General features: G+C 56.0%; 20 protein-coding genes and 2 tRNA genes. 12 read left to right on the forward strand and 10 right to left on the reverse strand.

What is annotated here, in order from left to right; all coding sequences use genetic code 11:
• Positions 1-58 precede the first annotated feature (58 nt).
• The 6 genes from Q0O33_RS05685 (at position 59) to Q0O33_RS05710 (ending at position 5,742) form a co-directional block, all read left to right on the forward strand.
• On the forward strand, positions 59-1,099 hold the full coding sequence (locus Q0O33_RS05685; protein ID WP_295492618.1) for a rod shape-determining protein: 1,041 nt from the start codon (positions 59-61) through the stop codon (positions 1,097-1,099).
• Positions 1,100-1,111: 12 nt separating this feature from the next.
• Positions 1,112-2,014: a rod shape-determining protein MreC gene (mreC, locus tag Q0O33_RS05690; RefSeq protein ID WP_295497203.1), complete on the forward strand. Its 903-nt coding sequence runs from the start codon at positions 1,112-1,114 to the stop codon at positions 2,012-2,014.
• Positions 2,011-2,565, forward strand: coding sequence for a rod shape-determining protein MreD (gene mreD, locus Q0O33_RS05695; RefSeq protein ID WP_295497204.1), 555 nt, complete (start codon positions 2,011-2,013; stop codon positions 2,563-2,565). The genes mreC and mreD overlap by 4 nt, the downstream gene beginning before the upstream one ends.
• Complete coding sequence (gene mrdA, locus Q0O33_RS05700) at positions 2,562-4,469, forward strand: penicillin-binding protein 2 (RefSeq protein WP_295497205.1); 1,908 nt, start codon at positions 2,562-2,564, stop codon at positions 4,467-4,469. Before mreD ends, mrdA begins: the two co-directional genes overlap by 4 nt.
• Positions 4,466-5,578, forward strand: coding sequence for a rod shape-determining protein RodA (rodA, locus tag Q0O33_RS05705; protein WP_295497206.1), 1,113 nt, complete (start codon positions 4,466-4,468; stop codon positions 5,576-5,578). Before mrdA ends, rodA begins: the two co-directional genes overlap by 4 nt.
• A gap of 88 nt (positions 5,579-5,666) precedes the next feature.
• A tRNA-Lys gene (locus Q0O33_RS05710) sits at positions 5,667-5,742 on the forward strand.
• A 37-nt stretch (positions 5,743-5,779) separates the two neighbouring features.
• On the opposite strand, the gene Q0O33_RS05715 is transcribed toward Q0O33_RS05710, so the two are convergent.
• A complete protein-coding gene (locus Q0O33_RS05715) occupies positions 5,780-6,997 on the reverse strand; it encodes a saccharopine dehydrogenase NADP-binding domain-containing protein (protein WP_295497207.1) in 1,218 nt (405 codons plus the stop codon).
• Between the two features lie 233 nt (positions 6,998-7,230).
• Here Q0O33_RS05715 and Q0O33_RS05720 point away from each other — a divergent pair, with 233 nt between their 5' ends.
• Positions 7,231-8,127 carry a homocysteine S-methyltransferase family protein gene (locus Q0O33_RS05720; protein ID WP_295497208.1) on the forward strand — a complete coding sequence of 299 codons (897 nt, stop codon included), beginning with the start codon at positions 7,231-7,233 and terminating at the stop codon, positions 8,125-8,127.
• Here Q0O33_RS05720 and Q0O33_RS05725 read toward each other — a convergent pair.
• The 6 genes from Q0O33_RS05725 to Q0O33_RS05750 form a co-directional block, all read right to left on the reverse strand.
• Positions 8,124-8,675: a VOC family protein gene (locus tag Q0O33_RS05725; protein ID WP_295497209.1), complete on the reverse strand. Its 552-nt coding sequence runs from the start codon at positions 8,673-8,675 to the stop codon at positions 8,124-8,126. The genes Q0O33_RS05720 and Q0O33_RS05725 overlap by 4 nt on opposite strands.
• Positions 8,672-9,760 carry a 4-hydroxyphenylpyruvate dioxygenase gene (gene hppD, locus Q0O33_RS05730; protein ID WP_295497210.1) on the reverse strand — a complete coding sequence of 363 codons (1,089 nt, stop codon included), beginning with the start codon at positions 9,758-9,760 and terminating at the stop codon, positions 8,672-8,674. Before hppD ends, Q0O33_RS05725 begins: the two co-directional genes overlap by 4 nt.
• A 76-nt stretch (positions 9,761-9,836) precedes the next feature.
• A complete protein-coding gene (locus Q0O33_RS05735) occupies positions 9,837-11,072 on the reverse strand; it encodes an alpha/beta fold hydrolase (RefSeq protein WP_295497211.1) in 1,236 nt (411 codons plus the stop codon).
• Positions 11,073-11,150: 78 nt separating this feature from the next.
• Entirely contained in the window at positions 11,151-11,585 is a 435-nt protein-coding gene (locus Q0O33_RS05740) for a hotdog fold thioesterase (protein WP_295497212.1), read from the reverse strand.
• A gap of 48 nt (positions 11,586-11,633) precedes the next feature.
• Entirely contained in the window at positions 11,634-12,602 is a 969-nt protein-coding gene (locus tag Q0O33_RS05745) for a phytase (RefSeq protein ID WP_295497213.1), read from the reverse strand.
• Positions 12,603-12,664: 62 nt separating this feature from the next.
• The gene (locus Q0O33_RS05750; protein WP_295497214.1) at positions 12,665-15,430 is read right to left on the reverse strand and encodes a TonB-dependent receptor; all 2,766 of its coding nucleotides are present in this window, start codon (positions 15,428-15,430) and stop codon (positions 12,665-12,667) included.
• Between the two features lie 229 nt (positions 15,431-15,659).
• Between Q0O33_RS05750 and Q0O33_RS05755 the strand changes: the two genes are divergently transcribed.
• Both Q0O33_RS05755 and Q0O33_RS05760 read left to right on the forward strand, forming a co-directional pair.
• Positions 15,660-17,810: an RNA degradosome polyphosphate kinase gene (locus tag Q0O33_RS05755; protein WP_295497215.1), complete on the forward strand. Its 2,151-nt coding sequence runs from the start codon at positions 15,660-15,662 to the stop codon at positions 17,808-17,810.
• 5 nt (positions 17,811-17,815) lie between these two features.
• Positions 17,816-19,270, forward strand: a complete 1,455-nt coding sequence (locus Q0O33_RS05760; protein ID WP_295497217.1) for a Ppx/GppA family phosphatase — start codon at positions 17,816-17,818, stop codon at positions 19,268-19,270.
• Positions 19,271-19,313: 43 nt separating this feature from the next.
• Here the strand turns inward: Q0O33_RS05760 and Q0O33_RS05765 are convergent, their stop codons facing one another.
• Positions 19,314-20,333 carry an aldo/keto reductase gene (locus tag Q0O33_RS05765; RefSeq protein WP_295497219.1) on the reverse strand — a complete coding sequence of 340 codons (1,020 nt, stop codon included), beginning with the start codon at positions 20,331-20,333 and terminating at the stop codon, positions 19,314-19,316.
• Between the two features lie 10 nt (positions 20,334-20,343).
• A complete protein-coding gene (gene ubiA / locus Q0O33_RS05770; RefSeq protein ID WP_295497221.1) occupies positions 20,344-21,255 on the reverse strand; it encodes a 4-hydroxybenzoate octaprenyltransferase in 912 nt (303 codons plus the stop codon).
• A gap of 101 nt (positions 21,256-21,356) precedes the next feature.
• Here ubiA and Q0O33_RS05775 point away from each other — a divergent pair, with 101 nt between their 5' ends.
• From Q0O33_RS05775 to Q0O33_RS05785, 3 genes are all read left to right on the forward strand, one after another.
• Complete coding sequence (locus Q0O33_RS05775; RefSeq protein ID WP_295497223.1) at positions 21,357-22,100, forward strand: 16S rRNA (uracil(1498)-N(3))-methyltransferase; 744 nt, start codon at positions 21,357-21,359, stop codon at positions 22,098-22,100.
• Positions 22,101-22,198: 98 nt separating this feature from the next.
• Positions 22,199-23,572, forward strand: coding sequence for a glutamate--cysteine ligase (locus Q0O33_RS05780; RefSeq protein WP_295497225.1), 1,374 nt, complete (start codon positions 22,199-22,201; stop codon positions 23,570-23,572).
• A gap of 79 nt (positions 23,573-23,651) precedes the next feature.
• Positions 23,652-23,727 (forward strand) — tRNA-Trp (locus Q0O33_RS05785).
• A 36-nt stretch (positions 23,728-23,763) separates the two neighbouring features.
• Here Q0O33_RS05785 and Q0O33_RS05790 read toward each other — a convergent pair.
• Positions 23,764-24,669, reverse strand: coding sequence for a DUF808 domain-containing protein (locus tag Q0O33_RS05790; protein WP_295497227.1), 906 nt, complete (start codon positions 24,667-24,669; stop codon positions 23,764-23,766).
• Positions 24,670-24,721: the final 52 nt, after the last annotated feature.

Below are 24,721 nucleotides of genomic sequence, written 5' to 3' on the forward strand. Positions count from 1 at the left end.
GCGATTATATGGACGCGCTCCTAAGGACTCTCACCAAACCGGATTGGGTGAATATTACATGGTATTTGGCAAGTTTTTCCGTTTCGCATCGCAGGATATGGCTATCGACCTCGGCACCGCCAACACGGTGGTCTATGTGCGCGGGCAAGGAATCGTCCTCAACGAACCGTCTGTCGTAGCGATTGAAACCATAAACGGTATCAAGCGCGTAAAGGCCGTTGGCGATGACGCCAAGCTGATGATGGGCAAGACACCCGACAGCATTGAGGCCATTCGTCCGTTACGCGATGGCGTGATTGCAGACATTGATGTTGCCGAACAAATGATCAAATACTTCATCCACAAGGTGCATGGTAAGCGCCGGATGTTTAGCTATCCCGAAATCGTTATTTGCGTTCCATCAGGTTCGACATCGGTAGAACGGCGGGCGATTCGCGATGCTGCGTCGAACGCGGGCGCATCGGAAGTGTTCCTGATTGAAGAGCCAATGGCGGCTGCGATTGGTGCAGACATGCCCGTAACGGAACCTATTGGTTCCATGGTCGTCGATATTGGCGGCGGCACTACTGAAGTTGCTATCCTGTCCTTACGCGGCCTTGCGTACACAACCTCCGTGCGTACCGGTGGTGATAAGATGGACGAAGCGATTGTGTCTTATGTGAGACGACACCATAACCTGCTGATTGGAGAAGCAACCGCAGAGCGGATCAAAAAGGATTTTGGAACCGCCCGTCCGCCCGCCGACGGCGTTGGCCAGACCTTGCACATCAAGGGCCGTGATCTTGTAAATGGCGTGCCGAAAGAAATTTCGATTAATCAGGGCCAGATTGCCGAAGCCTTATCGGAACCGATCGGCACCATCCTCGAAGGTGTGCGCGTTGCATTAGAAAACACCGCGCCAGAATTGGCAGCTGACATCGTAGATCAAGGCATTGTTCTGACTGGTGGCGGCGCTTTGATGGCCGGTCTTGACGAATTTCTGCGCGATGAAACCGGCCTTCCTGTCACCGTTGCCGAAGATCCGCTGACCTGCGTTGCCATTGGTACTGGCCGGGCCATGGAAGACCCGATCTTCCGCGGCGTCCTGCTCACCGCTTAGGGTGTGGTTAGGATGGCGCCGCCGCCACATCGGCGCTCGGGATTTTCCCGGAAGGCGCAATATAGCCTGTTCGTAACTTATGTGGTTGCGATTGCAGGAACGATAGTGGCTGCCCTGCTTCTGACGATTTCGGTGGTCGATCCGGCTGGATTTTCTGCATTGCGAATCCTTGGCACTGAAGTAACGGCTCCCGTCGCACGGGTGGTCAGTAAGGCACAGCAATCCACACAAGCGATAACGCACTCTATTTCGGCCTATATCAACGCAGCATCGAAAAATGTAACACTCGAAAAAGAATTGAAGGCGAGCCGCAACGCATTCATCGAGGTGCGGGCCTTGCGTATCGAAAATGACCGGCTTCGCGGGTTACTCAACTTATCTGATGGCGATATGCAGCAAGTGGCCGTTGGTCGCCTGATCAGTTCCACCGCATCAAGCACACGGCGGATCGCCACCTTATCGATTGGGCGTAATTTCGGTGTTGAACGCGCCCAACCTGTTCGTGGGCCAGCCGGACTTATCGGCCGCGTTATAGAAACAGGGCCAACGACCGCGCGCGTATTGTTGGTAACGGACAGCGAAAACCTAGTTCCCGTCATGCGGGCCAGCGATGGTCTGCCGGCATTTTCGGCAGGCCTTGGCAACGGGTTCGTTCTGATCAAGCCGCTGAACCTGGGCGAAAATCCCTTCAAGGTCGGTGACATCATCATTACCTCTGGCAATGGCGGGCTGTATGGCGCGAATATCCCATTTGCACGGGTCATCCGCAAAACCAGCGACGGTGCGCTTGGCCTGCCCTTTGCCGATCCCGCCAACACGCCATATGCCATTGTGATGAAGCCTTATCTGGAAGAGGCGAGAACCGAACAGCAGATGCTCGCCCCAGATGGTGAAACCAAAGAGGTGGCGGAGTGAAAATTCCGGTCAGCGCCATTCGATTGCCGAACCGGCCAGGACGGGAATATAAAAGTCGTTTTGACCGCGAACAATCGATGCTCAGAATGTTGGCAACTCCCATTGCCTCGGTGATTTTGGCATCAATGGTCACCACCCTGCCCGTTTTTAGCGCCGGACCTCTTTTGCCGCCATTCGGGCTCCTGATGTTTTTAAGCTGGCGTCTGATGCGGCCCGGATTATGGCCCATATGGTCGGGCGTTCCATTCGGATTGATGGATGATCTTTTCAGCGGCCAACCTTTTGGCAGCGCCGGCCTGCTCTGGTCGCTCGCGATGCTCATTGTCGAGATTATCGATTCGCGCGCCATATGGCGCGATTATCTGCGGGATTGGTTGATTGCCGCATTGCTCATTATGGCCGTGCTGCTGGGGGGTTGGTGGATTGCCGGCATCGCCCACGCCGCACCTGAACCAATGGTTTTATTTCCGCAGATCATCTTGTCCATATTGCTATATCCGCTCGTTGTGCGCATATGCGCGCGTCTCGATCGTTGGCGATTAGCAACATGAAAATCGAAAAGCAGTTAACATCAGTACAGCTTGATTTCACCTTCACACGCCGCGCCGCTTTTGTGGGCGGCGTGCAGGCCACAATTGGCCTGACCGTTGCCGCGCGCATGTCCTTTATCGCCGTTGCAGATAATGAAAAATACAAGCTGCTCGCCGAAAGTAACCGCGTCAACCTGACCATCATACCGCCGCGCCGCGGTTGGTTCATTGACCGATTTGGTAAGCCTATAGCAACCAACCGGGCCGATTTTCGCGTCGACATCATTCCTGACCGGCTGACAAATAAAGACGAAACAGTTCAGACGCTGGCCGAATTACTGGCGCTTTCAACAGACGATGTTGACCGCATCCATCGCGAGTTGAAAAATGCACAAGGGTTTCAACCCGTGCAAGTCGCCGACGGTTTGGATTATGACCGGTTCGCAGCGGTCAGCGTGCGCTTACCAGATCTGCCCGGCGTCAGCCCACGCCAGGGCTATTCGCGCTTCTACCCCAGCGGCGCAGCGGTCGGGCATTTGATCGGTTATATCGGCACGGTGTCTGCGGAGGAATATCAAAAGAACAAAGATCCGCTGCTGATCACACCGGGGTTTAAGGTTGGCAAGGATGGCCTCGAAAAAACGCTTGAGGACAGGCTACAGGGCAAACCCGGTGCCCAGCGGACCGAAGTCACCGCGCGCGGTAAAATCGTGCGTAACCTGACCACACGGCCCGAGACGCCGGGCAAGCCCGTCCAACTGACGATCGATATTGACCTGCACAATTACGCCGCACGGCGGCTCGGCCTTGAATCGGGTTCCGTGGTCATATTCGATTGCCTAACGGGCGATATCATCACCATGGCATCAATGCCCTGTTACGATCCCAACAGCTTTTCCGACGGCATTGGCCGCGTCGAATGGAAAATGCTGAACAGCGACGACCATATCCCCATGCTAAACAAGGCGCTTCAGGGTCTGTATCCGCCAGGTTCGACGTTGAAACCAGTCGCCGGTCTTGCCATGCTGCGGCATGGCGTTGACCCCGAAGAAATGGTTGTCTGCAATGGCGGATACCGGCTTGGCAATCGCGTTTTCAAATGCCTTGGGCGGCATGGCCCAGTCAACATGACCACCGCGATTATGAAAAGCTGCAACACCTATTTTTATGCAATGGGGCGTCGGATTGGCTATGACAATATCGCACCTGTGGCGCGTGAGCTTGGGCTGGGTCAGGAATTTTCCTTGCCCTTCCCTTCGCAACGTTATGGCACTGTGCCCGACAGCGCATGGAAAATGCGTAAATATGATCAGCAATGGACCGAGTCCGACACGCTCAATGCCGTCATTGGTCAGGGTTATGTCATCGCCAGCCCATTCCAACTGGGCCTGATGTCGGCGCGCATAGCGTCTGGCTTGGACATACAGCCGGAAATTCTGATGGGCAAACGCGCGGCACCTAAGCCTTTGTCCTTTCCCAAGGCGCATCTCGACGTCGTGCGTGAGGGCATGAACTTGGTCGTCAACGGTGATGGGACCGCCGTTCGCAGCAGACTGCCGCTTGAAGGCATCGCCATGGCGGGGAAAACCGGAACAGCGCAGGTCCGCCGCATATCAGGTTCGCAACGTGGGCAGTCCGGCGAATGGAAATATCGCGATCATGGCCTGTTTGTATGCTTTGCCCCAGTTGATCAGCCGCGTTACGGCGCAGCGGTCGTCATCGAACATGGTATGGGCGGCGCGCGCGCAGCGGCCCCCATTGCCAAGGATGTGCTCACCTTCATCTATGACCGTGAACGGGCAATGGCGTCGCTGGAGGCGTTGGAGGCTGGCTGGGGCGGCAATATAGAAAAGCGTATGGGCGCCAAATATGCCGTGTTCCAAAACCAGCCAGCGCCACCTCCCCCATTGGACCCGTCGGCATGAACGGCATCGTCCCTGCCCCCGTTGCCGCTTTGCCTTGGCGTGTCATTTTCATCCTGATGGCGTTGGTGGGCTTTGGCGCTGCTGTGCTCTATTCCGCTGCGGGTGGGCATTTTGACCCATGGGCAGGCAAGCATCTCATCCGCTTTTTGGTCCTGCTCGGCATGGTCATCATCATGTCGCGGATGAGTCTGGAGTTCTGGAAATCGATAACTTTTCCGCTCTATCTGCTGTTGCTGCTCATGCTAGTGGCCGTAGAACTTTTGGGATTCATCGGCGGTGGTAGCCAGCGCTGGATCAACTTGGGCATCATCACGCTGCAACCATCCGAACTGATGAAACCGGTGATGGTTCTGGCCGCCGCCTGGTTTTTCGACCGGCTTCCACCCAACCGCATACTTGGCATTGATGCTGTTTGGCCGCTGGGCGCATTGTTGCTGCTGCCAAGCGCGCTGGTCATTATCCAGCCTGATTTTGACGCTGCTATTGCCTATGCCTTTGGCTTGGGCGTGGTGGGCTTTATGGCCGGATTGCCGCTGATCTATTTTTGGGGCGCGGGTGCGGCCATCGCCATATTTGCTCCCTTGGTCTATTTCTTTGGCCTCAAACCTTATCAGCAAGACCGCGTGCTCATTTTCCTCAACCCCGAAAATGATCCTTTGGGCGCTGGCTATCATATCACCCAGTCGAAAATCGCCATTGGTTCGGGTGGCATATTTGGCAAAGGCTTTGGCAATGGCACACAAAGCCATTTGGATTACCTGCCTGAGGGCCACACCGACTTTGTCTTTGCCACCATGGCCGAAGAATGGGGCATAATCGGCGGCTTTTTCATTCTGTTTCTCTATTTCCTGCTCATGCGCTGGGGCTTGACCGTCGCGATGGAGAGCAAGACCCGTTATGGTCAATTGGTCGCCGCGGGCCTGACCTGCACCATTTTCTTTTACATCATGATCAACCTGTTGATGGTCGTGGGCCTCGCGCCCGTGGCCGGCATACCTTTGCCCTTTGTCAGCCATGGCGGGTCATCCATGCTGACCATGATGCTGTGCGTAGGCATCATCATGTCCATCGAACGCCACCCTGGCGCAAAGCGGGGCCAATTCCATTAAATCGGGCAAGGCCCGCTTGACAAAGCAAGCTAAACCCATCAAAGGCGGCGCTCCAAACGGGACTGTGCATCTGGCCATCCCGAAATGGGGACGCTTAGCTCAGTTGGTAGAGCAGCTGACTCTTAATCAGCGGGTCGTGGGTTCGAACCCCTCAGCGTCTACCATTTCTTCCGATAGCACCGAACAGGCATAGATGTCAGCCTAAGCGCGTTTCTCAAACTTCAGCCCTGCATGCGTCTCAAGCCGTGCGATTAACGTATCGCCTAAAATCGTTGCTGGCGTCCAGAAGCCGCCCGGAACCGCGTCAGACACGTCTTTGGCAAGGCAGGCAGCGGCTTGAGAGAGCATTTTGGCGGTTGATCCATAGCCCGGATCGCGGTCTCCCGTCACGCGGCATTGGATGGTTTCACCTTGTGCAGTTGAACCGAAGAAAACAATGTCAAACTGGCCCTCATATTGGGCTTTCTCGCTTGGCCCCTCACCAGGTTTCGGCAAGACAAAAGTTTCGAGCAGCCAGCGGATCGGCGGCACAGCCAGACCCATCATAAGGGCATTCACGCCCCAATGCGCCGCTTTAGCTTTCCGCTTGCCGGAACTCCCTTGGCCCGTCATTACGGCTTCCTCATACTTAAAATCAACACCGTAGCTGTTATTGCTCAGGGCGTTGGACCGATGCACGACCCGCGTGTTGATACCCGCCATGATAAATGGCGCAATCCAGCCGCGAGCGACCGTATCATAGGCAATCTTCACCTCCGGCTGCGTGACCGAAAATTGATGGTTCTGCGGACACAGGCTGTAAGGGTCTTGAAGTTCGCGGCGCAGATCGGCGTTGCCCACGGCTTCTTTGACCATGTTAATCATGCTGGCGATGGTGCCGCCGGACGCCCCGCCCTTCATGCTGACGACCCGCATGTCGATCCGCGCACATGTCTGGCCAAATTGTTCCAATGCGTTGCGTTGAAGGAAGTGCACGCCCAGATCGGACGGGATACTGTCAAAGCCGCAACAATGGACGATCCGAGCGCCGCTTTTGATTGCATCGGCTTCATGCCGTAATTGCATTTTGCGGATCCACTGTGGCTCGCCCGTTAGATCGCAATAATGGGTCCCCGTTGTGGCGCATACCTTTACCAATACGTCGCCATAAAGCGCATAGGGACCGACCGTTGACATGACGACAGTGGTCTGGGCACAGATTTTCCGTAAGGCATCTTCGTCCGCCGCATCAGCAACGATGATCTCAACGCCCGACAATCCAATCGAGTCGCTGACTTGTTGAAGCTTGCTATGTGAGCGGCCTGCGATGGCCCAGCGGATGGATCCATCTGCAAACTGCGCATGCATATAACGCGTTATGATCTGGCCAACAAAGCTGGTGGCCCCATATACGATGATATCAAATTTTTTATCGGCCATTTTATCCCCAACGCGCACAGAAACTCTAAAGAACTATCCATCATCGATACATTGGCGTTGATGGCTGAATATATTGATAAAGCTTGGCCTCATCCATTCATCTTACGTTAGGCGGTGGGCATGCCATGTTGCAAGTGTCCATGTTCAACTTCGCGCTGACAGAGGCAAGCGCAGGCCGAACCAATAGATAATCTCTTTGTCGCGCCTATGCGTGACATGCTAATGTCACCTTGATGACCGAGACACTTTTAATCCTTGATGGCGGCACGGGCCGTGAGCTTGCGCGGCGTGGTGCGCCCTTTGGCCAACCTGAATGGTCGGCGCTGGCGCTGATGGAAGCCCCGCACTTCGTTAGCGCAGTCCACCGCGCTTATGTCGAGGCTGGTGCGGACGTCATAACCACCAATTCTTATGCGCTTGTGCCCTTTCATATCGGCGCGGAACGTTTTGCCAGCGAAGGCGCTTCGCTTGCGGCGCGCGCGGGGCAATTGGCACGCGATGTGGCGGATGCATCGCCGCAGGATGTGCGCGTCGCCGGATCGCTGCCGCCTGTTTGTGGTTCCTACCGCCCCGATCTTGTTGACCTTGATCGCGCCCGTCCAATTCTGGAAGTCCTGATCGGCGCACTCGCTCCAAATATTGACCATTGGCTTGCCGAAACGCTGTCGTCACTGGCCGAAGCCCGCTTATGCGCAACGCTCACCGCCCCGACCGACAAAGCATTATGGCTTTCCTTCACATTGGAGGATGAGGTGGTCACGGACGCCCCTGTCCTGCGCTCCGGCGAGAGCGTGACCGAGGCCGCCCGCCTTGCGCAAGAGGTCGGCGCAGCAGCGCTGCTGTTCAATTGCAGCCAACCTGAAGTGATGGAAGCCGCCGTCCGCAGTGCGCGCGCGCAACTCGGGGCGGACAGCGCGATCTGCATCGGCGTCTATGCCAATGCCTTCCCACCCATGGCTGCCGATGCCGAAGCCAATTCGGGGCTCAGTCCGATCCGTGCGGACTTAACGCCCGAAGGCTATGCCCGCTTCGCCGCCGCTTGGCACGCAGCAGGCGCCTCCATATTGGGCGGCTGTTGCGGGATTGGCCCTGAACATATCGCGGCGCTACGCGCGGGCGTGGCGAATTAGGGCAATTTGTCCAGATCAACATGCAGCCAGTCGGCATGGTGTGGAGCTTTTTTGGTCGCGCTCCATTCCTGCAGCATCAACGGCGCGACGCGTTTTAATTCGGCATATTGTTCTGCCGTGCCAATGTTGCAGGCAAGCTCCAACCTATGGCCATTGGGATCGAAGAAATAGATCGACCGGAATATGCCGTGAAAGGTCGGGCCAATTACATCTATGCCTTGCGCCGCAATATGCGCCTTAGCGGCCAGCAGCGCGTCAAGATCCGCAACCTCAAACGCGATATGCTGCACCCAGGCCGGCGTATTGGGGTCTTTGCCCATTTCGGGCTGGTTCGGCAGTTCGAAAAAGGCAAGGACATTGCCGCCGCCGCAATCCAAGAAAATATGCATATAGGGGTCATATTCGCCCGTGGATGGCACATGATCCTCGGCAAAGGCGGTGGTGAATTCCATACCCAAAACCCGCGCATACCAATCCGCCGTCGCCTGTGCGTCCTTGCACCGATAGGCGACGTGGTGAATACGGTTCAGCGTGATCGGCGCAGTCATGCGGCTGGCTCCGTTACCGTCAATGCGCCGCGTTCAATTTGGTCGCGCTCGATGCTTTTGAACAAAGCAGTGAAGTTGCCTTCACCAAAGCCTTCGTCTTTTTTGCGCTGAATGAATTCGAAGAACACAGGACCGATCATAGTTTGTGAGAATATCTGCAATAACAAACGCGGGTCGCCATCTTGCGTCGTTCCATCCAACAAAATGCCACGTGATTGAAGTTCTTCAACCGGCTCACCATGGCCGGGCAAGCGTTCTTCCAACATGTCATAATAAGCCTTAGGCGGTGGCGGCGCGAAGGGCGTGCCTAGCGTCTTCAACCGGTCCCAGCAGGCTGGTAAGTCATCGCAGGAAAAGGCGATATGCTGAATGCCCTCGCCATTATAGGCGCGCAGATACTCCTCAATCTGCCCGCCGCCTGCTTTGCCCTCTTCATTCAACGGAATGCGGATTTTGCCGTCCGGCGCTGTCATCGCGCGGCTGGTCAGGCTCGTATATTCGCCCTTAATGTCGAAATAGCGAATTTCGCGGAAATTGAAGACGCGCTCGTAAAAACCGCCCCAATGCGCCATACGCCCGCCATAGACATTGTGCGTGAGGTGATCGATGATCTTGAAACCAGCGCCCACCGGATTGCGGTCCACACCGGGCAGATAGTCGAAATCAATGTCATAAATCGACAGTGCGTCGCCATAACGATCCACAAGGTAAATCATCGCGCCGCCAATGCCGCGAATAGCGGGTAAGCGCAGCTCCATTGGGCCAGTGCGCGTTTCAACAGGTTCCGCGCCACGCGCAATCACTTCGTCATAGGCGACGCGCGCGTTCTTCACGCGAAACGCCATGCCACATGCCGATGGGCCATGCTCCGCCGCGAAATACGCCGCAGGGCTTTTCGGCTCGTAATTGGCGATCAAGTTGATCTCGCCTTGCCGCCACAAGTCGACATCCTTCGACCGATGTCGCGCGATGCGGCTGAAACCCATGCGTTCAAACACAGGCTCAAGCAGGCCTTTTTCCGGCGCGGAAAATTCGATGAATTCGAACCCATCGAGACCCAACGGGTTTTCGAACAAATCGGCCATATGCGCTCCTGAAAAACTGGTTACATTTGCAACCAGTTTAGGTCATCGGTGGCGGCGCGTCAATGCGCGTTTGGGTTCAGGTAAAGTGCAAGCGCCGATATTTGCCGCGGAAGTAGAGCAAGGGGTCACGGCGCGGTTCAAAGCTCGCTTTCTCCACACGGCCGACCAAGATGAAATGGTCGCCAGCCTCATGCAGGGCATGGCGTTTGCATTCAAACATGCCGAGTGAGCTTGGCAAAATGGGCGCGCCATATTCGCCGACTTCCCACCGGGTTCCGGCAAAGCGATCCTCGCTTTTGCCAGCGAACAGGTTGGAGACAGGTTGCTGCCCGATTTGCAGCACGTTGACCGCAAAATCGTCAATGCCGCGCAAAACCTCTGCACTGCCGGAATTATTGGCGATGCACACCAACAACAAAGGCGGGTCGAGCGACACGCTGGTAAAGCTGTTGGCGGTTAAGCCCACGGGCTTCCCTTCTGAGTCATGGGCGGTGATGATCGTCACGCCCGTCGCGAAGCACCCCATCGCATCCCGCAATGTCCGCGCGTCGGAGCCGGAACGATATTCCGGAATGAAGCGCGGTTGCTTGCGCTCCAAAAAGTCAATCAGAAGCCCGTTAAACGCCTCTGCCCGTTCGGCCATAATCAACAAGCCGCCGCCATCGACGTCTATTGCCTCTACATTGGGAAGGCTGTCCACAAAAGCGGGCTGCGCACTATCTGGGTCAATTTGCCCCAAGGCACCCCGAATGATCAATGACGGCAAGCCAATATGCGCTGCGGCATCCGACAATGCTTCCCCCACGCCATTTGTGTCGAACGCCGCAAATATGGCATCGTCATAATCTGTCCGGTTTAAACTCTGCCCAAGCGCCGCCGACATACGGTCAGCCACCGCACGCACCGCCTTTGCATCATGGTCCGCAGGCGGATCGACGAAAATCAGGCCTGATGCCAAGGTTGCGGCATCTTCGGCCAAGGCCATGGTCGCAATCCATGCGCTATGGGACGCAGCAACAACAACGGGACGCGTCCGCATTTGGCCCAGCACGGCGCGCAAATCTTCAACATACGCGGTAAAGTCATACCGACCGTCGGACGGCCATTCGCTGCCGCCATGACCGCGTAGATCGACATTAATGACATGGCGTCCAGCCTGTTCCAGACCAATGGCCACATCTTCCCACACTTTGCGGGTCTGGCCAAAGCCGTGCAGTAGGACAATGGACGGATCATCGGCGGAACCGATATCGTCGGCCTCCAGCCTGATGCCTGCAAAGCCCTTAAATTCTCTTACATAACGAAGCGACATCTGCCCGAACCCCAAATTCCGTCTAACGGTGTCATGTTCCCGTCACCCGTGGACGCGTACTATGCTTTACGCAATAATTTATGCGCGGTCGGTGGAAATAACAGCCATCGTAATCCGTGAGATGCAGACCAGTTTTCCCGCTTCATCCTCTATCCGGATTGACCAGATTTGTGTCGTGCGGCCTATGGATTCCGCCGTGGCCGTAGCAAAGACAAAGCCGTCCTTCACGGGGCGAATATGGTTGGCGTTGATTTCCATGCCCACGGTCGCAAACTTGCTGGGATCAACCGTCATCGCCGCCGCGGTGGAACCCACGCTTTCGGCCAAGACCACAGACGCACCGCCGTGCAGCCGCCCATAAGGCTGCTTCGTGCGTGCATCGACGGGCATGCGCGCCTTGATCCAATTGTCCCCATAATCGACAAATTTAATGCCGACAAAACCGGGCATGCAATTTGCACCACTTGCGGTTAGCGTCGCAAGATCAAGCTTTTCATGGAACCATATCGTCATGCAATCTTCATGCGCGAAGCAACAGAAACTGTCTAGGGCAAGTTGTGGCTAAAGCCCAAGTGCGCGTTTAACTTCGGCCCAATCGACGAGCTTGAAATTCTGTGTCGCAGGGCGGTTATCGCCATCTTGGACGACAAAAAGCCCATCCGAAAATTCAGGACCAAAATCGCCGAGCATCAATTCAATGCCGTCGGTTTCCTGAACGCCGTCAATTGCGCCGTCATTGATGCGAAAACGGCCAAGATAATTGGCCTCGGGCAATTTATAGACGGCATACGCATTGTCGCCTTGGCTCGAAACGATGACATAGCCGCCATCGGAGCCGGACGGGGCCAAGGCCACGCCTTCGGCATCCATAACGATTTCCTTGCCATCTGCCTTGGCAATCGCCGTCGGGATATTGGACCCATCGGGTGAAGCATCGAATTTCCAAAGACCGACATCTTCTTCGGCCACATATAATATGCCGGTGCGGTCATCTACAACGCAGCCTTCGGACTGGCTGCCCAACTTCATGCTGCGCACGACCTTGCCGCTGGGAACAGGGCCATTTAAATCAATCGCGACCTGATCAATGCGGCCATCTTTGAGCACGACAAAACCGAACAGCGCCTTGTCACGCGCGCGCTGCCAGAGGCACATGCCATAAGCCTCCCCAGTATCGACAGGGAGGGTAACCAAAGGCAATAATTTCTGGGCCGCAGTATCCAGTCGGAACAACGCCATTTGTGCCTGCGCGAGATCCTGTCGGTCGCTGGCGGCCACGAGGACACCGATGTTGCCGCCGACATCGCGCAGATCCACATTGTTGAGGCGTGGCGACGGCGTGAAGCTGACCTGACGGCCTTTCAGGTCATAGACATGAATGCCCGCACGCTTGTCGGTGCCGATGATCAGGCTTTGGGCCGGATAGGTGGCGTTACGCCAAATGGCAGGATCATCCGCCGCATCCTCCATCGTTGCAACCGGCTGCGTCTCCAACTTTGCCGTGACCGATGCCGTGGGCAGCGGGCTCATTGCCGGTTGCGTCGAAGCGCAACCGGCAAGGAACAATGGCAAAAGGAGCAGCGGCAGACGCATTAGAAGTTAACGCGGATACCGCCGGAGTAACGGCGACCAAAACGCTCCCATTCAATGGTGTAACGGCTGGTGAATGGCGTCGGGATGCCCTGAGCATTCAAAATGTTTGAAGGATCGGAATAACGACGGCCCGGATTGTTGAGCAAATTCGACGCATCAAAATAGATTTCTATGCCATTTGATATTTCATAACGTGCAGAGAAATCGAGCTCATCATCGTCGGCCCAATAGGTATCACCGGCGCTGTCGAGATTGTCTGCAAAGCCATCGGCCCAGGTCGTGCGGTTTTGATATTGCAGACGCAGCGACAAGCCATATTTCTCGTAATAAGCGCCGACATTGTAAACGACCTCGGATGTACCAGGCAGCGGCACCTTACGCTCCGGCGAGACAATGGCGCCTGCGGCATCAAGTATCGCGGGCTTGGTCACTTCACTGTCATTGTAGGTGGCATTGGCAGTGATACCAAAGCCGCCCATCCAATCGGGCAAGCCAAGGTCGGAGACATAGGGGTCTAACTGCATCTGTGCAGCCGCTTCAACGCCGAGCACGCGGCCCGAACCGCCATTCGTGATCCCGCTAAAGGCGTAACCCGAACGGTCAACATTATTGGTGTCGAGCGCGTTGGAACCAAATATGCTGCGCGACGTGTACAGCACGTCCTCCACCTGTTTGTAGAATGCACCCAGCATGAAGTAACCCTGCGGTTGGACATAATATTCATAATATGCGTCCAAACCATATGAGCGCTCCGGCTTTACCGCCGGATTGCCGCCAGAAATCCGCTGATTGCTGTCATCAACAACAACATTCGGACGCAGCTGGTCATAATCGGCACGCGCCGCGCCGCTGGTAAAGCCAATGCGCAATTTCTTGTCGGTATCGACGTCGAAATTGAGGTGCATGCTCGGGAATACCAGAGTCCCGGAGCTTTCCGCAGTCACAGGCGCACTCACACCGGCAATCGTTGCCACCGCAGTTCCGCTGTTCCGCACGCGTTCGATCCGCGCACCGCCGATGGCGGAACCCCAGTCATAACGCACTGTCCCCATCAGATAGCCCGCCATTACCTCTTCGCGAACGTCATAAATATTGTTGGTCGCGGGTGAGAAAGTGAAAGCACTACGTGCAGCATCGCTGGCTGCACGCATTTTATCGGCATCGAAATAACGGAAAGTGTATCCCATCGGTATTTCGCCCTTGAAGGGCGTATCAAGGCTGAACCCATTATAGGTGGTTGAGATACCGATCGTCGCAAATTGGGCCGCAGTGTTGAGGGAAATATTGCTTTCATCAACCGTCTTGGTGCGCTGGTCAAATTGGAAGCCGGCTTTTAGGACTGCATCCCCGCCCAAAAATTCTGTTTCGCGCGACACGACAAATTTTGCAGTATATGCCTTGGTCGTATCCACTGCATCCAACACACTGAAGCTTGCCAGCGGCTTCGTGAAGCTATCGATATCCGTAACCGACGTACCAGCCTGAAAGCGCGTCGGGCTGCTCAGCTGTATGGTGTTGAACAAAGCCAAGCGGCCAAAATTAAGGTCCCTGAAATCATAGGCTACCGTTGGGCGCAAATTGCGTGTGCTTGGGCTATCCCACGTTGTTTCACCGACGACTGAACGGTCGTCTTTGGATTCCGTAACATTGCCCAGCCAGTTGATTTTCCAGCCATCGCCGAATTCATGGGTTCCCTCGATCGTATTGGTGAAGATCGATTGTTCAAAAGCGCGCAGCGTCGAACGCTGGCGAATATCGATGCCGTAGACGGTACCTTGAAACGGTGTATTCCCAATGCAGACATCGGCATAACCCGTTGTTGTCGGTGTTGGATTCACTGTGGTTCCGCAGGCGGCGGTGTTGGCGATCAGATCACCCTGACGATCATCAAGGTCAAAGCGGAAATTGTCGCGCATTTCGTCATCGGTGAACGTCGTGTAAATTGAACGCAGCGAGATAGTATTATCGGCGTTGGGCTTCCAGTCCAGACGACCCGACAGCGACCAGTTACGGCGCGTTAAACGGTACAGCTTATTCTCGGTTTCATGCGCCCAAAAGCGTGTGAGCGCGCCGGGACGCTGATCCTGTGAAACGCGTTCATAATCCGTCTCGAAATTGTCGGTGATCATGTCGCGCTGGTAATAGCTGCCTGAAACGAGAACGCCGATTTCGCCATCGCCAGCAGGAACGCGGGTCGAGACGACCGCCGAACCTTCATATTGCGGCTGATTGCCGAGATCGGCCACGCCATAACCAGCCTTACCGGCAAAGTGCAGACCGCTATAGTCAAATGCAGAGCGGGTAATTACGTTTACATTGCCAGACACCGTTTCACCCGGCATGTCCGGTGTTACAGCCTTGGAAACAATGATCTGCGCCGCGATAGCCGATGGGATAGAGTCAAAACGCGCGTCGCGGCCTTCTGGGCTGACAATGTTGATGCCGTCGAACGACAGGGTCGTCCAATAATTTGGCGCACCGCGGATGCTGATGTAACGCGCTTGTCCTTGATCGCGCTCTACGGCTACGCCGGGAAGGCGGCCAGTTGCCTGCGCAATATTCTGGTCGGGCAAACGGCCAACTGAGTCCGATGCCACAACGGTTACCAACGAATCAGAATTTTTCTGAACTTGCAGGGCTGCTGCCTCAGATTCAGCGATTGGCCGCGAACCCGTGACGACAATGGCATCGTCTTCCGCTTCATTCGTAGTCTGCGCCATCAACGATGATGGCAGGATCGCCAGCAAAGCAGCGCCGCAAAGCATTGCATTGCATTGCGTGAAAGTTTCCGTGAATGTGTAGAACGCGTTTGCATATATAAAGCCCCTAAATATACCCTTAGTGATAATCGGCCCATAAGCAGGGGTTGTGACTCTTCGGCATATCAGTGATGACAATTTGGCGACAATGGCGTTACAGTTCGCATTATGGCTGCCGTAAATATGCAATGTTTCCATGGCATCGCGCCTTAATTGATGAAGAAGGAAATTTTTCGTGAAGTCCGTGCCAGTTCCGAGCAGATTGAAAGCCCGAAAAACGCCAACCGATGCGCGCTATTTTAACCGCGAGCTATCGTGGTTGAAATTTAATGAGCGCGTGCTGGAAGAAGCGTTGAATCCGGCGCATCCCTTGCTGGAGCGGCTACGCTTTCTATCGATTTCGGGCACGAACCTCGATGAATTTTTCATGGTCCGCGTGGCAGGCTTGCGCGGACAGCAGCAACGGCAGATCGAAGAGCTATCGATCGATGGCCGCACGCCATCTGAACAGCTTGCCGACACCGTCGCCGCCGCCGACAGATTGATGATCCAGCAACAAAAACTCTGGCGCAAGCTGATGGGGGAATTGGCTGGTAAAGGCATCAAGATCGTTCAACCATCTGCAATGGGTAAGACCCTGCAGGCGCAAGTGGGCAAATATTTCCGCGAACAAATCTTGCCGGTCCTCACCCCGCAAGCGCTTGACCCTGCCCATCCCTTTCCCTTCATCCCCAATCAGGGCATCAGCCTGATATTCGATATGCGCCGCAAGGATAACAATGAAGTCGTAAGGCAATTGGTCTTGATCCCCCAATCGCTCTCCCGCTTCGTTCGACTGCCCGGTCCTGGCACGCGTTTTGTGACCATCGAGGCACTCATCAAACATTTCGTTGGCCAGATGTTTCCCGATTATTTGTTGGTCGCAGCCGGAGCCTTCCGCATTATCCGCGACAGCGATATTGAGGTGGAGGAAGAGGCCGAAGACCTTGTCCGCTATTTCCGCAGCGCCATCAAGCGCCGCCGTCGCGGTCGGATTATCCGGTTAAAGCTGGAAAAAGGCCTGCCCAGTGAATTGGCGACGTTGATCCGTTCGGAACTCGGCGCGGGCGCATCGATCGTGGTCGAAACCGTTGGGTTCTTGGGCATCGGCGATCTGAGCCAATTGGTGGACGAAGACCGTCCGACGCTTAAATTCCCGCCATATTCCGCGCGCTTCCCCGAACGCATATTGGAACATGATGGCGATTGTTTTTCGGCGATCAGCCAAAAAGACATCGTTATTCACCACCCGTATGAAAGCTTCGACGTCGTGCTCGCGTTCCTGCAACAGGCCGCAGTTGACCCCGACGTCGTCGCCATCAAACAGACATTGTATCGTGCTGGCAAACAATCGGGCGTCATCCGCGCTTTGTGCGAAGCGGCCGAGGCCGGAAAATCGGTCACCGCAATTGTCGAATTAAAGGCCCGGTTTGACGAAGAACAAAACCTGCACTGGGCGTCGCAGTTGGAAAATTCCGGCGTTCAGGTCGTCTACGGCTTTGTCGATATGAAGACGCACGCCAAAATATCCTTGGTCGTCAGGCGCGAGGCGGATGGATTCCGGACCTATTGTCACTTGGGCACAGGCAATTATCACCCGATCACCGCGAAGGTTTACACCGATATCAGCTTCTTTACTGCGGACCCGCGTGTCGGCCATGATGCCGGACAGATTTTTAATTATATCACCGGCTATATCCCGCCAACCGAACTCAGGCTTTTGACCATGAGCCCGCTTGGTTTGCGGGAAAAAGTCATGTCGTTGATCGACGATGAAATCGCCCATGTCGCCGCTGGGCGGCCGGGCGCAGTTTGGGCCAAGGTCAACTCGCTGGTCGATAAGGCGGTCATCGACAAATTATATGAAGCGAGCGAGGCCGGGGTTGAAATCGACCTAGTGGTGCGTGGTATTTGCTGCTTGCGGCCCGGTGTGAAGGGCATGTCTTCGCGTATCCGGGTAAAGTCAGTCGTCGGTCGCTTTTTGGAGCATAGCCGCATCTGGGCGATGGGCAATGGCGCGGATCTGCCCAATCCCGAAGCAAAAGTGTTCATCTCGTCGGCGGACTGGATGTCCCGTAATTTCGACCGCCGCGTAGAATATATGCTGCCAATTGAGAACCCGACGGTGCATGACCAGATCCTTGATCAGGTTATGGTTGCAAACCTGCTTGACAATCAGCAAAGCTGGATGCTGCGCTCTGACGGACGCTATGAAAGGGTAAAAGCGGGTAGCATGCCATTTAATCTGCATCATTATTTCATGACAAATGCATCGCTTTCGGGACGCGGAGGCGCGCTGGCAGATGACAAGAAGGTTCCAACGCTGAGCCTCGTCCGACAAAGATGAGGGCGGTGCGTCAGGCCGTCATTGATATTGGCTCCAACACAGTCCGGCTTGTAGTTTATGCAGGGTCGCCGCGCGCGCCATTGCCCATTTACAACGAAAAAAGCCGCGTAAGGCTGGGCGCGTGCCTTGCAGGCGACGGCGAAATTGACAAGGCGACGATGAAAAAGGCGTTGGCCGCATTGGCCCGTTTTGAAACGCTTGCTCGCGCGATGAAGGTCGACAGCCTGAGCGTCGTCGCCACCGCCGCAACGCGTGAGGCGAAAAACGGTGAGGAATTGGTCGATAAGGCCGCCGCCTTGGGCATCCGCATCGATGTGCTTGATGGCGATGCCGAGGCCACAGCAGCGGGCTATGGCGTGCTCAGCGACAATCCTCTTGCCAATGGCTATGTCGGCGATCTGGGCGGTGGTAGCCTTGAACTTATCCGGATATCCGATGGCACATTGGGCGCGCGCGTGTCGCTGCCGCTGGGGACATTGCGGCACGACATATTGACCGGAAAGTCAGCCAAGCAAATCATGCAAATGCTGCGCGATGATATTGCAAAGACGATGGGCAAAAGCGCCTTTCCGATGGAAACTGATCTACCCTTTTACATGATCGGCGGTTCGTGGCGAACATTTGCGCGGCTGCATATGCATGCAACGGGCTATCCACTGACCATATTATCGAATTATGAAATGCCGCCGGAGGCACCCGAACTGCTTACGCCGCTGGTACAAGACAAAGACGCCCTGACCCGGTCGAACGTGGTCGCGGCGGGCCGTATTTCGGAACTACCCGGGGCGACGGCTTTGTTGGGTGGCATAATCGGGCTGTTAAAGCCCAACAAGCTTGTGACGAGCATCTACGGCCTGCGCGAGGGCTTGTTGTTTGAACAGCTAACGCCAGAGGAGCGCCAGCAAGATCCGTTGATTGCGACGGCCCGCTTTGAAGGTGAGCGCTTGGGACGTTTTCCTTTTCATGGCGACGCGCTGGCCGAATGGATTGCGCCGGTTTTTGCGGGGCAAAGCGCGCATGACGCCCGTCTGTGCCGTGCGGCGTGCTTGCTGTCCGACAGCGTGTGGAACGTGAACCCCGAATATCGCGCCGACCATGCGCTTGACCTTGCATTGTACGGCAGTTGGCCTGGCGTCAGTACCAGCGACCGCGCCGTCATAGCCGCCGCGCTTTGGACGGTGCATGCCGGAAAGCGGACCTTGCCCGAAATGCTGACGGCCTTGGCCACCCCCGGCGCGCTCGCCCAAGCCGTCATCTGGGGCCTCGCCATCCGCTTGGCCCACCGCCTCGACGGCGGCACCGGCGGCGCCCTTGCCGACAGCCGCATCGACGGCGACGGCGCGACGTTACGCCTGCACTTGAGCGGCTCGGCGGTCCGGTTACAGTCGAACAGCGTCCAGCGCCGTTTACAAGCTTTGGGCGAAGCTTTGGGCTATGCGCAGGCGGAGATTATGGGTTAAAGGTCAGTTAAGCGGACTTCGAGTAACCACCCCGTCATCCCCCTCACCCCATCGGGTATAATATCTCTTTCGTTACCTTGTGCACTGCGGTCATCACCTCATCGCTCAGTTTCAGGTCAATCGCAGCGAAGATATCGTCGAGCTGATCTTCCTTGCTCACGCCCACAATGGTGGACGCCACAAAGTCATGCTGTTTTGACCACGCCGTTGCCAGCGTCACCGGCGACATGCCCGCCTCTTGCGCAATTGCAACAATCCGCATCGTGCTTTCCAATGCGCGGGGCCCCGCAAAACGTTGTGCCATGGCGATTTGGCGCGATCCGGCCATTTCGAGATAGCCAGAGAAACGCGCGCCTTCGGGGCGGGCGCCATCGAGATATTTGCCCGACAACACGCCGCCAGCCAAGGGCGAGTAAGGCAGCAACGATATGCCCTCCAGACGGCAGACTTGTTTCAGCTCATCCTCAAACCGGCGGTTGTTGATCGAAAAATTATTCTGGATACTTTCGTAACGCGCCACGCCCAGCCGTTCGGACGTCGCCAGCGACTTCATCAGGCCATAGCTTGTTTCATTTGAACAACCCAAAACGCGCACCTTGCCCGACCGCACCAGTTCATCGAGCACCTCCATCGTTTCGTCATAGGCAAGGCCGTGGTCGGGCCAATGCGTTTGATACAGGTCGATATAGTCGGTCTGTAAGCGGCGTAGGCTTTCCTCCACCGCGGTGATGATATTGTGACGATCGAGCGTGGTCATGCCGCCGCGCTTGGGCGATTTAAACCATGTGTGGCTTGGGCCGGAAACCTTGGTTGCCATGATGATGGCGTCGCGGTTCTTACCCTTCATCCAGCGGCCGACAATGTCCTCTGTCCGGCCAACCCATTTGATGTCTGGCGGCACGGGATAGCCTTCGGCGGTGTCGAAAAAGTTGATACCCGCGTCCAGACATTTGTCGAGAATGCGGTGCGCCTCCGCCTCGTCGGTTTGCGACCCAAAGGTCATGGTGCCCATGCAAATGTCGGACACATAAATGGCGCTTTTGCCGATACGACGATGTTCCATAATTCTCTCCCTAATATTGTCCGGCCGCGCCAACGACCAAAAATGCAAGCGCAGCAAGCAAACCTGCCACGCGGTTTGAACGGAAATGGCCGAGCGCGTTGCTGCCATCGGATTTCAGCGATGCGACTTGCATCCCCAAATGAAAGGCGACCGGAAGAAGGGCAACCAAAGCTTGCTTTTCGGGCCGAACGCTCCAAATCGCCATGCCCCAGCCTGTGATGGTGAGGATATAGAAAGCCGCCACGCCGAGCCGGACGCTGCCGCCCAGCCGCAAGGCGCTCGATTTAATTCCGACCAAGGCGTCATCTTCGCGGTCTTGCATGGCATAGATGGTGTCATAGCCGACAACCCAGAATATCGTGCCCGCATAGAGCCACAGCATCGCCGTATTGCTTTGCCCCATGATCGCGACCCAGCCGACCAATGCGCCCCAGCTAAACACAAGCCCAAGCCAGACTTGCGGCCAATATGTGATGCGCTTCATAAAAGGGTATGCCGCAACAAGAAGGATGCTGCTGACAGCGACAATCTGCGCTTCCCACCGAAGTTGGAGCAGCACCAGCAAACCCACGGCGCACAAGCCAAGCAGAAACGCCCAAGCACCGCGCAGGCTGATATCACCGCTGGGCAAGGGCCGCGACGCTGTGCGCGCGACTTGTGCGTCCAAATTGCGGTCGACAATGTCATTATATACGCACCCTGCCCCGCGCATCACCATCGCGCCCAGCAGCATCCACAACGCAAGGTCCCAGCGTGGAACAAGCCCACCCGAAAGCGCCAGCCCGAATATACAGGGCCAAAATAACAGCCACCAGCCAATCGGACGGTCGAACCGCGCCAAAAGCACCAAAGCGCGCAGCTTCACCGGCAACAGGGCGATGATGCCGGTATATTCGCTGTCGGGGACAAGTTTAGACGTCATATGGTCAGCTCTGCCAAAATTTACTCGGCGCGTCATCTGCGAAGTTGAACGAGCGTAAGTTCGCAGATGACGGCACTCGGTTTTACAGGTAGAGGCTAGCCATGCCCGCAACACCCGCCTGGCCCCCAAAATCAACGCCGCGCTTGTTTGTGGAACAAGTGCTGGCGCTTGGAGCAACCCTGAACATTTCCGGCAATAGCGCGCATTATCTGATCGGTGTGATGCGCCTGAAAGAAGGTGCGCCGGTCAAATTGTTCGACGATATTTCGGGCGAATATCTCGCCACCGTCACGCATATACACAAACGCGACCTTGACCTGACCGTCACGGAAAAATTGCGCGGACGCGAAACGACGCCTGATCTGTGGATTGTCCAAGCTTTAATCAAAAAGGATCGCTTTGACTGGATTGCCGAAAAGGCGTGCGAATTGGGCGTGGCGCGCTTTGTGCCTGTGCTGACCGCGCGCTGCGTGGTCGATAAGGTGAAGGATGACCGCCTGCGTGCGCATATGATTGAGGCGGCCGAGCAATGCGAGCGCACCGCCTTGCCGCACATTGCGCCGCTGACGAAACTGGACGCTGTGCTGATGGATTGGCCAACCGACCGCAGTTTATATTTCTGCGACGAACGCGGCGGCGAAACTATGTTGGAGGCCATCAGCGCCGGACCAGCGGCCCTGTTGATCGGGCCGGAGGGCGGCTTCACCGATGGTGAAAATGCTTTAATTCGCGCGCATCCCAATGCGCGGCCCATATCGCTTGGCCCGCGCATATTGCGGGCGGACACGGCTGCGGTTGCCGCATTATCGGTTTGGATGGCAAAAAATGGCGACTGGGCGGCTTAAGTCTCTCTGCGGTGTATATAATCCGCCCGAGAACTGGGTCATAACGCGATAACATTAATCTACTGGCAATATCGCCGCGACATTTCTAAACCGCCGCCATGAGCACAAAAACCGTTTCCAACCGCATTGATCCCGTCATCGAAACGCGCGATCAATTGGTCGCCGCAATATCCAAGGGTGAAAAGCCCAAGGACCGCTGGCGCATTGGCACCGAGCATGAAAAATTCGTGTATAATCGCAGTGATCATCATGCCCCTTCTTATGATGAACCGGGTGGCATTCGCGATCTGTTGATGGCGATGACCGAATTTGGTTGGGAACCTGTGTACGAAAATGGCAAGGTTATCGCCATGAGCGGCAGCGACGGTGCCATCAGTCTTGAGCCCGCCGGCCAACTCGAACTATCGGGCGCACCACTTGAGAACCTGCACCAAACCTGCGCTGAAACCGGGCGGCATTTGAAACAGGTAAAGGCCATTGGCGACAAGACGAACACCAGCTTTCTGGGCCTTGGCCTTTGGCCCGACAAGACGCGGGCTGAACTGCCGATCATGCCCAAGGGGCGCTATGACATCATGCTGCGCCATATGCCACGCGTTGGCAGCATGGGCCTCGACATGATGCTGCGCACCTGCACGATCCAGGTCAATCTCGATTATGCGAGCGAAGCCGACATGGCGCATAAATTCCGGACATCGCTGGCGCTGCAACCTTTGGCCACTGCGTTATTTGCGAATTCGCCTTTCTTGGAAGGCAAGCCAAACGGGTTCCTGTCCTATCGCAGCCATATCTGGTCGGACACCGACCCCCAACGCACGGGCATGTTGCCGTTCGTGTTCGACGCCAATTTCGGCTATGAACAATATGTTGATTATATGCTCAAGGTGCCGATGTATTTCGTGTATCGTGACGGCAAATATATCGATGCATCGGGTCTTGATTTCCGCGATTTCCTAAAGGGCGAACTTTCCGTCTTGCCGGGTGAAAAGCCCACGGTCAGCGACTGGGAAGACCATATGTCCACCGCCTTTCCCGAAGTGCGGCTGAAAAGCTTTTTGGAAATGCGCGGTGCCGATGGTGGCCCGTGGAACCGTATCTGCGCGCTCCCTGCTTTCTGGGTCGGCTTGCTCTATGACCAAAGCGCGCTTGATGCCGCATGGGATGAAGTGAAGCATTGGACGATGGAAGAGCGCGAGGCCCTGCGCAATGCTGTACCCGCACAAGGCCTAAACGCCGCGATACCAGGCGGTGGTAAGCTGCTGGATTTGGCGGGACGCATATTGGACATCTCGTCATCTGGCTTGGCAGCACGCAATTGCCTGAACGCCAGCGGTGACAATGAAACCGGCTATCTCGACCCGTTGCGCGAAATCGTCGCCAGCGGCAAAACCGTCGCCGAAGTGTTGCTCGAGAAATATCACGGCGAATGGGGCGGCGATGTGTCGCGCGTCTATGATGAGATGAGCTTCTAGATCGATATTGTCGAAAGCAGACTTGCCCCGTTCGCATATCGGCGTTAAGGGCACCCTTCTTCGCTGAAAAGCGGAGTGCAGGAGTTTAGCTCAGTTGGTAGAGCATCGGTCTCCAAAACCGAGGGTCGTGGGTTCGAGTCCCCCAACTCCTGCCATTTTCTTTCAAATTTAGAAATGGTGACTGGGGAAGATCAACCCGCCTTGCGCTTGGCAACCATGTGATGCGCCAGCACAATCACCGCGCCGATGGCCAGCCCCACAATACCGCTCATCGCCGCATCTGCTACCCAGGCCAAAGCGCCTTCATATAGGCCCAAAAACTCTGCTGGGTGGATGCCAAAGCCGTGGACGATGATTTGCCCGCCCACCCATAGCATCGCAGCGGTACCGATGGTGGACAAGGCGGCGAGCAATTTGGGCATACCCTTTACAAGGGCGCGGCCAATGGCTTGCGATCCGCTGTTTTCGCGCCCGGCCAACTTCAGGCCGATATCGTCCATTTTCACGATCAAGCCGACGACGCCATAGACCCCGATGGTGACGGCGATGGCGACAAAGGCCAAAGTCCCAGCCTCCAACCAGATCGATGTTTCCGCAAGGCCTTTCACTTCATTCAATGCAATCGCCATGATTTCGGCGGACAGGATGAAATCGGTGCGCACCGCGCCCTTGACCATCGCGGTTTCATGTTCGCTGCTGGTTAACGCAGCCAGTTCTTCGAGGAGATTCTCCTCCTCATGCGGGGCGATTTTTTCCCACACCTTTTCTGCGCCTTCAAAGCACAGATACGCGCCGCCCAGCATCAATATCGGCGTAATCGCCCATGGCAGGAACAGGCTCAGCAACAGGGCAACCGGCAAGATGATCACCAGCTTGTTAAAGAATGACCCCTTGGCAATGCGCCAGATGATCGGCAATTCGCGGTCGGGGGTAAAGCCCGTGACATATTGCGGTGTCACCGCGGTATCGTCGATGACAACGCCTGCGGCCTTGCTGCCTGCCTTGCCCGCTGCGGCGGCGACATCATCCACAGAAGCGGCAGCCACTTTGGCAATCGTGGCGATATCGTCGAGTAAAGCAGCAAGACCGGATGGCATTTGGGGCGTTTCCTTGGCAAGTTTAGGTTGCAGGAGATAACCCAAAAGCCCG

This window comes from Sphingorhabdus sp. EL138 (assembly GCF_945862485.1).
Lineage (GTDB): Bacteria > Pseudomonadota > Alphaproteobacteria > Sphingomonadales > Sphingomonadaceae > Sphingorhabdus_B.